This is a genomic window from Kitasatospora cheerisanensis KCTC 2395, assembly GCF_000696185.1.
Taxonomy (GTDB): Bacteria; Actinomycetota; Actinomycetes; order Streptomycetales; family Streptomycetaceae; genus Kitasatospora; species Kitasatospora cheerisanensis.
Genome location: NZ_KK853997.1, coordinates 7,110,617 through 7,120,090, shown reverse-complemented (window position 1 = coordinate 7,120,090; position 9,474 = coordinate 7,110,617). Strand labels below are relative to the sequence as shown.

Genomic DNA, 9,474 nt, shown 5'->3' with positions numbered 1-9,474 from the left:
CTCACTCGTCGTCCGTGTGTCGTCGTGACTGCGAGCGCGGGGGCGGCCGCCCGGCGGGGGCGGGTTTTCGGTTCTCACGCGTGTTCTCCCAACGAGTCGGCAGGAGCGGGCGGTTCAGCCCTTGAGACCGCTGGTGGCGATGCCCTCGACGATGTGGCGCTGGGCCACCAGGAACATCGCGACCAGCGGAGCGATGGTCACCACGGCGCCCGCGAACAGCCCGGGCAGGTTGACGGTCTGTGAGGTGAGGAAGGTCGACAGGGCGATCTGCGCGGTCCAGGACGACGGGTCCTGTCCGATCACCAGCGGCCACAGGAAGGCGTTCCAGCTGTCGATGAAGGCGAGCGCGCCGAGCGAGGCGAGCATCGCCCCGGAGCTCGGCAGCGCGATCCGCCGGTACAGGCCGAGCCAGCCGAGGCCATCGAGCCGGCCGGCGTCCTCGATCTCGGTCGGGAACTGGAGGTAGAAGTTGCGGAACAGCAGCACCGCGAACGGGTTGAACAGTCCCGGCGCGATCAGCCCCCAGAGGGTGTTCACCCCGCCCATCGAGCCGACCACCACGAAGGTCGGGACGAACGTCGCCGAGCCGGGGATCATCAGCGTGGCCACCACCAGGCCGAGCAGCAGCCGGCGCCCCGGCACCGGGATCCGGGCCAGTGCCCAGCCGGCGGCGGAGGCCAGCAGGGTGGAGAGCGGCGCGGTGATCCCGGCGATCAGCAGCGAGTTGCCGAGTGCCTGCGCCAGGTGGACGGCCGGGTCGCCGAACAGGGCGGAGTAGTTCTCCCAGCGCGCGTGCGCCGGCCACCACGTCCAGTGCGGGGAGGTCAGACTGCGGCTGTCCATCAGCGAGTTGCGCAGCAGCAGGTAGAAGGGCAGCAGGAACAGCGCGGTGAGCACGCCCACCAGGGCCGCCCGCAGCACCGGCCGGGCGGGTCGCAGCAGCGTGGTCATGCCGCTCACCCCTCGGCCTTGCCGAAGCCGGTGATCCGGCCCTGGAGGAGTGTCACGCCGACGATCAGCGCGGTGAGCAGGAACGCCCCGGCCGAGCCGAGCCCGTAGTTCTGGTCGCTCATCGCCGTCGAGTAGAGGTGCATCAGCGGGGTGCGCACGGGTGCCGAACCGAGGCCGGACTGTCCGCTGTTGAACAGGTTGTAGAACTCGTCGAAGGCCTGGAAGGCGGCGATGAACTGGAGCATCAGCACCGCGACCGAGGTGTTGCGCAGCATCGGCAGGGTGATGCTGCGCAGCAGCCGCAGCCCGCTCGCGCCGTCCAGTGCGGCGGCCTCGTCGACGTCCCGGGGGACGGCCTGGAGCCCGGCCAGGAACAGCACCATGTAGAAGCCGACCTGGAGCCAGAGCCGCAGCGTGACCAGGGCGACCCAGTACAGCGGTGGCGAGGTGGTCTGCAGCCAGGCGGCCGGTTCCGCGCCGAACCAGCCGCCGACGGTGTTGGCGATGCCCGCGGGCAGCGAGTTGAACAGGCACATCTTCCACAGCAGCGCGCCGGCGACGTAGGAGACCGCGGCGGGGATCAGGAACGCGGTGCGCAGCAGGGCCCGGCCGCGGCGGACGCGGTGCACCAGCAGTGCGAGGCCGAGCGAGGCGACGAAGGTGGCGGGGACGATGAACAGGGTGAACAGCAGGATCTGGGTGAGCGAGTCGCGGAAGGCCTGATCGCCCAGCAGGGTGCGGTAGTTGTCGAGTCCGACCCAGTGGCCGAGTTCGATGGTGCCGCGGGCGTCGCTCAGGCTGAGCAGGAAGCTCCAGCCGATGGCGAGGTACTTGAAGAGGCCGAGTCCGATCAGCAGCGGCCCGGTGAGCAGCGCGAACGCGCCCCAGGCGGCGGCGTTCGGGCGGCGCCGGCGGGCGGGGCGGCGCCCCGCCGCGTCACGGCGGGGCGGCGGGGCGCGGTGGTGTGCGGGGCGGTGGTCATGGTCAGCCGCGCTGCTTGTCGATCTCGGCCTGGGCCTGGGCGGCGGCGTCCCGGAGCAGCGCGGCGATGTCGCCCTGGCCGTTGAGGGCCTTGGTGGCGGCGGCGGTGAACACGGTGGAGACGGCGGTGTTCCAGGTGCCGGGGTTGCGCCGGCCGTGGGCGGCGGCGAGTTCGACGGCCTGCTTGGCGGGGCCGGCGGCGAGCTTGTCGGCGTTCGCGGCGAGGGACTTGCGCGCGGGGAGGTGGAGTCCGTAGGACTGGGCGAAGTCCCGTTGCAGGTCGGTCTGCTGGATCCACAGCCACTGGACGTACTTCTTGGCGGCGTCGACGTGCCTGGCCTTGGCGTTGACGCAGGAGGTCCAGCCGCCGACGCGGACCGCGGGCCGTCCGCCGGCCTTGAGGGCGGGCCAGGGCAGCACGCCGAAGTCGTCGCCGAGGGCGCTCTGGACGGCGGGCATCGCCCACAGGCCGCACCACTGCATCGCGGCGGCGCCCTGGACCAGCGCGGAGGGATCCCACCAGTCGGTGGTGTAGCCGAGCAGCAGGGACTTGTCGTCGTGCAGGCGCTTCAGGGCGGTGATGGCCTCGACGGCCTGCGGGGAGTCGAACGCGGCGCGGCCGTCGGTGCCGACGAGTTCGCCGCCGCCGGCGAGGACGGCGAGCAGCGGGCTGTCGCCGACGCCGTCGTTGCCGAGGAACAGGCCCTTGTTGCCGCCGCCGGTCAGTGCCCCGGCGGCGGCGGCGAGGGCGTCGAAGGTGTCGGGCGGGGCGATTCCGGCCTTGGCGAGGGCGCTCTTGCGGTAGTAGAGCATCATCACGTCGTCGATCATCTTGACGCCGTACACCTTGCCGCCGACGGTCTCCTGGTCGAGGTTGCCCCGGTCGAAGTCGGCCTTGGCGTCGCCGTAGAGGTCGTCGAGGGCGGCGATCTGCCCGCGGGCGGCGAGGCCGGCGGCGAAGTCGCCGATCTCGAAGACGTCGGGCGCGGCGTCGGTGAGCAGGGTCGCGTTGAGCTTGCTCGCGTAGTCGCCGGGAACCCAGGTGATCTTGACGGCGATGTCGGGGTTGGCCTTGGTGAAGGCGGTGGCGTAGCGGGTGACGGCCTGTTGGGTGCCGGCCTCGCCGTAGGCGTGGTACCAGACGTTCAGGGTGGTGGCGGCGCCGTGCGAACTGTCGCCGCCGACCGGGTCGGTGGTGCAGGCGACGGCGGCGCCGGCGACGAGGAGCAGGGAGCCGGTGAGGAAGCTCCGGCGGCCGAGCGGCGTTCTGGCTGCGCTCATCGCGCATCCTCCTGGGGGTGGGGTGAGGGTGGGGGCGACGGTGGAGGTGACGATCCGTCATGACGCTGGGGATGTGCGGGTGTGCGGGCCCGGCGAGGCCGGCGGGCCGTCAGGGCAGGAGGGCCTGGATGCCGACGACGGCGGCGCCGCGCGCCCATTCCTCCCACGGGAGCGGGCGGAGGATCAGCGGGCACTGGGCCGCGCCGAAGCAGTGCGCGGCGTAGGAGTGCAGGATGTGGGTGTCCAGCAGGTCGTAGGTGTCGAGTCCTTCGCCGGTGACCACGACCCGTTCGGGGCCGATCAGGTTCACCAGGTTCGCGATGCCGACGCCGATCGCCCGCCCGGCCCGGGCGAAGGCGTCCCGGGCGGTCCGGTCGCCGGCCCGGGCGGCCTCCACGGCGGCGGCGAAGTCCAGGTCGGGCCGGTCGCTGCCGCGGCGGATCGCGCCGAGGACGGCGTCGGTGGAGGCGATCGCCTCCACGCAGCCGACGGAGCCGCAGTGGCAGCGCGGCCCGTTCGGGTCGACGCCGATGTGTCCCAGCTCGCCGGCCACGCCGTGCGCGCCGGCGATCAGCCGGTTGTTGACGACGAGTCCGGAGCCGATGCCCGCGCCGATGGTGACCAGCGCGAAGTACTCGGTGCCGATGCCCTCGCCGAACCAGTGCTCGGCGGTGGTGAGGGCCTTGACGTCGTTCTCCAGGGTGACCGTCAGTCCGGTTGCGGCGGCGACCAGTTCGGCGAACGGGATGTCCCGCCAGCCGGGCAGGACGGAGTACCGGACCCGGCCGGCGGGCCGGTCGACGTCCCCGGAGACCGCGATCCCGAGGTGCCGGGTGTGCGGGCGGTAGGCCGGGTCGGCGTCGAGCAGTTCGTCGACCAGTTCGGCCAGCAGGGCGCACACGGCCTCGGGGCCGCGGTCGCCCAGCGGGCGGCCGGCGGTGGTGCGGACCTGGGCGCGCAGGTCGCAGACCGCGCCGTACAGGGCGTCCGCGCTGATCTTGACGCCGACGAAGAACTCCCGGTCGGGGCTGACCGCGAGCGGGTTCACCGGGCGGCCGGCGCCCGGCGCGGTGCGCTCCGGGGGCAGTTCGTACAGGTAGCCGTCCTCGATCAGCGGTTTCGCGGCCTTGGTGACCGCGGTGGAGGACAGGCCGGTGCGCCGCGCGAGCTCGACCCGGCTGAGCGGCCCTTCGGCCAGCAGCAGGGCGAGGACGGCCGTTTCGGCCGGCGCGGAAACCAGCGGACGTGATGGATTCGGGAACACGGCGGCAACCTAGCGCCGATTAAATAACTTCGTCCAGTATTGATTTCGGTCACCGGCCGGCTCTACGCTCGGCCCCGATTTCCGTCACCGGCAGGGCAGTTGAGCCCGCCCGGCACGGCCGCTCCGCCCACCCGTTCCGCACCTCGGCCTCCGCACCCCCTGGGGACATCCGTGCCTGTCGCGCTCCCGCCCGTCTCCTTCGACCCGGCCCGCGGCGTCGCCGAACTCCGCACGCCGGGCAGCCTCTACGCCCTGCGGCTGGACGCCGACGGCAGCCCCCGCCACCTCTACTGGGGCCCGCCGCTCGACCCGGCCGCCCTCGACGCGCTGGCCGCGCCGCACTCCCCCGCGGACAGCAGCTTCGAGGCCGGGGCCGCCGCCGACGAACTCGCCCCGCAGACCGGCGCCCGGTTCGGCCCCGCCGGGCTCCAGGTCCGGTTCGCCGACGGCACCCGCGGCGCCGAGTGGGGGCCGGCCGAACCCCGGGTCGCCGGAGACGAGCTGAGAATCCTGCTGACCGACCGTCACTTCCCGCTCGCCGCCGAGCTCTGCTACCGGGTCCACCCCGACGGCGACGTCCTCGAACGCTGGACGGAACTGCGCCACACCGGCTCCCCCGGCGACGGGCCGATCACCGTCGACCGGCTGGACTCCGCCTCCTGGACCCTGCCGCCGCTGCCCGACTACCGGCTCGGCCAGCTGGTCGGCGGCTGGAACAGCGAGTTCCAGCTCCGGCGCGAGCGGCTGGCCGTCGCCGAGACCGTGCTGACCAGTCGCCGCGGCCTGACCGGCCACCACGTCTCCCCCTGGCTCACCCTCGACGACGGCGCCGCCACCGAGGAGCACGGCGAGGTCTGGTCCACCGCCCTGGCCTGGAGCGGGAGTTGGCGCATCACCGTGCACCGGGACCCGGCCGGCCGGACCACCTGGACCGGCGGCTTCGGCCACGAGGGCGTCGGCTGGACGCTGCGACCGGGCGAGCGGCTCACCACCCCCGTCTTCGCCGGCCTGTACACCCGTGGCGGGTTCGGCGCCGCCAGCCGCGCCTGGCACCACCACGTCCGGGCCCACGTACTGCCCGACGCCGCGGCCGACCGGCCCGTGGTCTACAACTCCTGGGAGGCCACCCACTTCGACGTCTCCCACGCCGGACAGCTGCGCCTCGCCGAACGGGCCGCCGCGCTCGGCGCCGAGCTCTTCGTCCTCGACGACGGCTGGTTCGGCGCCCGCCGCGACGACCGGGCCGGCCTCGGCGACTGGACGCCCCGCCCCGCCGCCTTCCCCGACGGCCTGCGCCCGTTCGCCGAGCAGGTGCACCGCCTCGGCATGGCCTTCGGCCTGTGGGTCGAGCCTGAGATGGTCAACCGCGACAGCGAGCTGTACCGCGCCCACCCCGACTGGGTCCTCCACTCCCCCACCCGCACCGCGACCGAGCTGCGCAACCAGCTGGTGCTGGACTTCTCCCGGCCCGAGGTCGAGGCGTGGGCGCTGGACACCCTGGACCGGCTCGTCGGCGAGAACGGCGTCGACTGGCTCAAATGGGACGCCAACCGGGCCTTCACCGAAGCCGGGCGGCCCGGCAGCGCCGACCCCGACCGGCTCTGGATCGACCACGTCCGCGCCGTCCACCGCGTCATGGACCGGCTCCGCGACGCCCACCCGCGCCTGCGGATCGAGGCCTGCGCCGGCGGCGGCGGCCGGGTCGACCTGGGCATCCTGGCCCGCACCGACCAGACCTGGACCTCCGACAACACCGACCCGGTCGACCGGATCGCCATCCAGCACGGCTACGGCCAGCTGCTGCCCGCCACCACCATGGCCTCCTGGATCACCGACTCCCCGAACACCGCCACCGGCCGCGCCACCCCGCTGCGCTTCCGCGCCCACGTCGCGATGGCCGGCGTCCTCGGCCTGGGCGGCGACCTCACCGCCTGGCCCGAGGACGAACTCGCCGAGTGCGCCGCGCTGGTGGCCCGCTACAAGCGCATCCGCCCGCTGGTCCAGCACGGCCGCCAGCACCGCCCGCCCACCCCCGACGGCGTCGCCGCCGTCCACTACGCCGCCCCCGACGACACCGAACACGCCGTCCTCGTCTGGCGCCCCACCACCCGCTTCGGCCACCGGCCGCCCCCGCTCCGCCTCCCCGCCCTCGACCCCCGCGCCCAGTACCTCGACCTCGACACCGGCCGCCGCCACCCCGGCGCCCTCCTCCACCACCGGGGCCTGCCCCTCGCTCTCCCCCCGGGCGACTACGCCAGCACCCTCGTCCACCTCCGCCGGGAGCCGTCCTGACGGGGCGTCAGGGCGCCTGGTCGTAGGCGTGGCGGGCCTGTTCGACCGTGGGGAGGTGGGCGGTGGCCCACTGGGCGAGGTGGGCGAAGAGGGGGGCGAGGGTGCGGCCGAGGTCGGTGATCTCGTACTCGACGCGGGGCGGGACCTCGGGGTGGTAGGTGCGGCGGACCATGCCGTCGCGTTCGAGTTGGCGCAGGCGCTGGGTCAGCACCTTCGGGGTGATCGCGCCGATCTGCCGTTCCAGTTCGACGAAGCGCTGCCGGCCCCGGGTGTGCAAGGTCCACAGGATCGGCGTGGTCCAGCGGCTGAACACGATGTCGACCACGGCGCTGGTGGGGCAGGCGAGTTCGGGGTCGGTGCCGGCGGGCGGCGCCCAGCCCGCTCCGGTGTCGGCGGCCACGCGCACTCCACGGGTAGTCACTTTCCTCTAGGTACCTACTGTATCGGCCTTGTTAGCGTCCTCCCACCGCCCGGGGCGCCGCCCCGGTTGCGGCATCAACCATGCGGGCGACAACGGGAGTTGACATGATCGTAGTGACGGGCGCGACCGGCAACGTGGGCGGCGCGCTGGTGCGGGCCCTCGCCGAGGCCGGCGCGCGGACCACCGCCACGTCCCGGAACGTCTCGGCGGCGGACGTCCCCGGCCAAGTGGCCCACCGCCGCGCGGACCTGGCCGATCCGGACAGCCTGCGGCCGGTGTTCGACGGCGCCGACGCGCTGTTCCTGCAGAACGGCGGGCCCAGCGCCCACCTGGTGGACCCGCACGCCGTGCTGGGCGCGGCAAAGGCGGCCGGCCTCACGCGCGTCGTCCTGCTGTCCTCGCTGGGCGTGGCGACCCGGCCGGAGTCGCACTCCCACGGGGTGATCGGCCTGGCCTTCGAGGACGCCGTCCGGCAGTCGGGCCTGGAGTGGACGGTCCTGCGGCCGGGCGGCTTCCACTCCAACGCGTTCGCCTGGGCGGAGCCGGTCCGCGCCCACCGGACGGTCGCCGCGCCGTTCGCGGACGTCGCCCTGCCGTCCGTCGACCCGGGCGACCTCGCCCGCGTCGCGGCGGCCGCGCTGACCGCGGAGGGCCACGCCGGGCAGGTCTACCAGCTGACCGGCCCGGCCGCCGTGACGCCCCGTCAGCAGGCGGGATCGCTCGCGGCGGCGCTCGGCGAGCCCGTCCGGTTCGTCGAGCAGACCCGCGAGGAGGCGCGGGCGCAGCTGCTGCGGTTCATGCCCGCGCCGGTCGCCGAGACCACGCTGGACATCCTCGGCTCGCCCACGCCCGACGAACTGCGCGTCAGCCCGGACGTGGAGCGCATCCTCGGCCGCGCCCCGCGCAGCTTCGCCGACTGGGCGCGGCGGCACGTCGGGGCGTTCCGCTAAACGGCTCGGTGGCCGTGCTCCAGCAGGTCGAAGGCGAGTTCGAGGTCCTCGGCGAGGGCCCGGGCGGCCCGGTCGGCGGGGGTGCCGGCGTCCAGGCGGGCGAAGAAGCTCTCGCGGAGGACGGCGAGCGAGGCGGCGATCTGAGCGGCCATCAAGGGGCCTGCGACGGGGCCGTGTTCCGCGGTGAGGACGGCGGCGAGGGCCTGGCGCTGCCGGTAGCGGAGGCTGTCGGCGGCGGCCCGCAGGACGGGGCTGGCCTGGATCACCCGGACGCGGGTGAGCAGGGCCTCGTGGTCGGCGGCGGCGATCGGGCCGGCGGCCTCGGCGAGGTGGTGGGCGCGCAGGGCGGCGAGGGCGGTGCGGCCGGCGGGGCGGTCGGTGACCACCGCGGCGAGGTTCTCGCCGGCGATGCCGTCCAGGACCAGCGCCTCCTTGGTGGGGTAGTAGGCGAACAGCGTCCCGCGGGCGACCGCGGCGGCCCGGGCGACCTCGCCCATCGTCACGTCCTCGAAGCCGCGTTCGGCGAACAGGCGCAAGGCCTCCTCGGCTATGCGCCGCCCGGTCCGTTCCTTCTTGAGTTCCCGCAGTCCGACCATCGGGTCAGCATAGGTTCCGCGACCGGCGGCGCTCCGTCCGTGCCCGTCAAGGATCCGTCAGGATTCGTGGGTGTCCGTCAGCGGTCGGCGGGGCGGACGATTCCGGCGGCGAGGCCGGCGGCGACGGCGGAGGTGCGGGAGTCGACGCCGAGCTTGTCGTAGATGTGGACGAGGTGGGTCTTGACGGTGGCTTCGCTGATGAACAGACGCTTGGAGATCTGCCGGTTGGGGAGGCCCTCGGCGAGGAGCTGGAGGATCTCGGCCTCGCGCGGGGAGAGCGTGGGGCGGCCGGCCCGGACGCGGCCGAGCAGGCGGGCGGCGACCGGCGGGGCGAGCACGGTCTCGCCGCGGGCGGTGGCGTGGATGGCGGCGGCGAGGTCCTCGGGCGGGGCGTCCTTGAGCAGGTAGCCGGTGGCGCCGGCCTCGACGGCGGCGAGGATGTCGGCGTCGGTGGAGTAGGTGGTGAGCACCAGGACGGCGGGCGGGTCGGGCAGCGCGGTGATCCGCCGGGTGGCTTCGACGCCGTGCATGCCGGCGCCCATCTGAAGGTCCATCAGGACCACGTCGGGCGCTGCTCGGCGGGGAGCGTGCCGAGCAGGTCGAGTGCGGCGGCGCCGTCGGCGGCCTCCCCGACGGCGGTGACGTCGGCCAGGTCGTCGACCATGGCGCGCAGGCCGCGCCGCACCACGGGGTGGTCGTCCACCACCAGGACCCGGATCACCGGCGCACCCCCGCGAG

Annotated in this window: 8 protein-coding genes and 1 pseudogene; 2 read left to right on the top strand and 7 right to left on the bottom strand. The window is 74.2% G+C overall.

The annotated features are described in order from the left end of the window. Positions 1-114 precede the first annotated feature (114 nt). From KCH_RS31995 to KCH_RS31980, 4 genes are all read right to left on the bottom strand, one after another. Entirely contained in the window at positions 115-951 is an 837-nt protein-coding gene (locus KCH_RS31995; RefSeq protein ID WP_035868882.1) for a carbohydrate ABC transporter permease, read from the bottom strand. A gap of 5 nt (positions 952-956) precedes the next feature. Next, on the bottom strand, positions 957-1,586 hold the full coding sequence (locus tag KCH_RS31990) for a carbohydrate ABC transporter permease (RefSeq protein WP_341865494.1): 630 nt from the start codon (positions 1,584-1,586) through the stop codon (positions 957-959). A 349-nt stretch (positions 1,587-1,935) separates the two neighbouring features. Next, entirely contained in the window at positions 1,936-3,213 is a 1,278-nt protein-coding gene (locus KCH_RS31985) for an ABC transporter substrate-binding protein (protein WP_035868879.1), read from the bottom strand. A gap of 109 nt (positions 3,214-3,322) precedes the next feature. Continuing rightward, complete coding sequence (locus tag KCH_RS31980; protein WP_084224037.1) at positions 3,323-4,477, bottom strand: ROK family transcriptional regulator; 1,155 nt, start codon at positions 4,475-4,477, stop codon at positions 3,323-3,325. Positions 4,478-4,648: 171 nt separating this feature from the next. Here KCH_RS31980 and KCH_RS31975 point away from each other — a divergent pair, with 171 nt between their 5' ends. Next, positions 4,649-6,769, top strand: coding sequence for an alpha-galactosidase (locus KCH_RS31975; protein WP_035868876.1), 2,121 nt, complete (start codon positions 4,649-4,651; stop codon positions 6,767-6,769). Between the two features lie 7 nt (positions 6,770-6,776). Here the strand turns inward: KCH_RS31975 and KCH_RS31970 are convergent, their stop codons facing one another. Next, a complete protein-coding gene (locus KCH_RS31970) occupies positions 6,777-7,169 on the bottom strand; it encodes a winged helix-turn-helix transcriptional regulator (RefSeq protein ID WP_035874715.1) in 393 nt (130 codons plus the stop codon). Between the two features lie 125 nt (positions 7,170-7,294). Between KCH_RS31970 and KCH_RS31965 the strand changes: the two genes are divergently transcribed. Next, positions 7,295-8,140 carry an NAD(P)H-binding protein gene (locus KCH_RS31965; protein WP_035868873.1) on the top strand — a complete coding sequence of 282 codons (846 nt, stop codon included), beginning with the start codon at positions 7,295-7,297 and terminating at the stop codon, positions 8,138-8,140. On the opposite strand, the gene KCH_RS31960 is transcribed toward KCH_RS31965, so the two are convergent. Both KCH_RS31960 and KCH_RS31955 read right to left on the bottom strand, forming a co-directional pair. Then, a complete protein-coding gene (locus KCH_RS31960; RefSeq protein ID WP_035868870.1) occupies positions 8,137-8,736 on the bottom strand; it encodes a TetR/AcrR family transcriptional regulator in 600 nt (199 codons plus the stop codon). The two genes, KCH_RS31965 and KCH_RS31960, sit on opposite strands and share 4 nt — an antisense overlap. Positions 8,737-8,813: 77 nt before the next feature. Then, positions 8,814-9,457, bottom strand: a pseudogene (locus tag KCH_RS31955) (response regulator). Positions 9,458-9,474 lie beyond the last annotated feature (17 nt).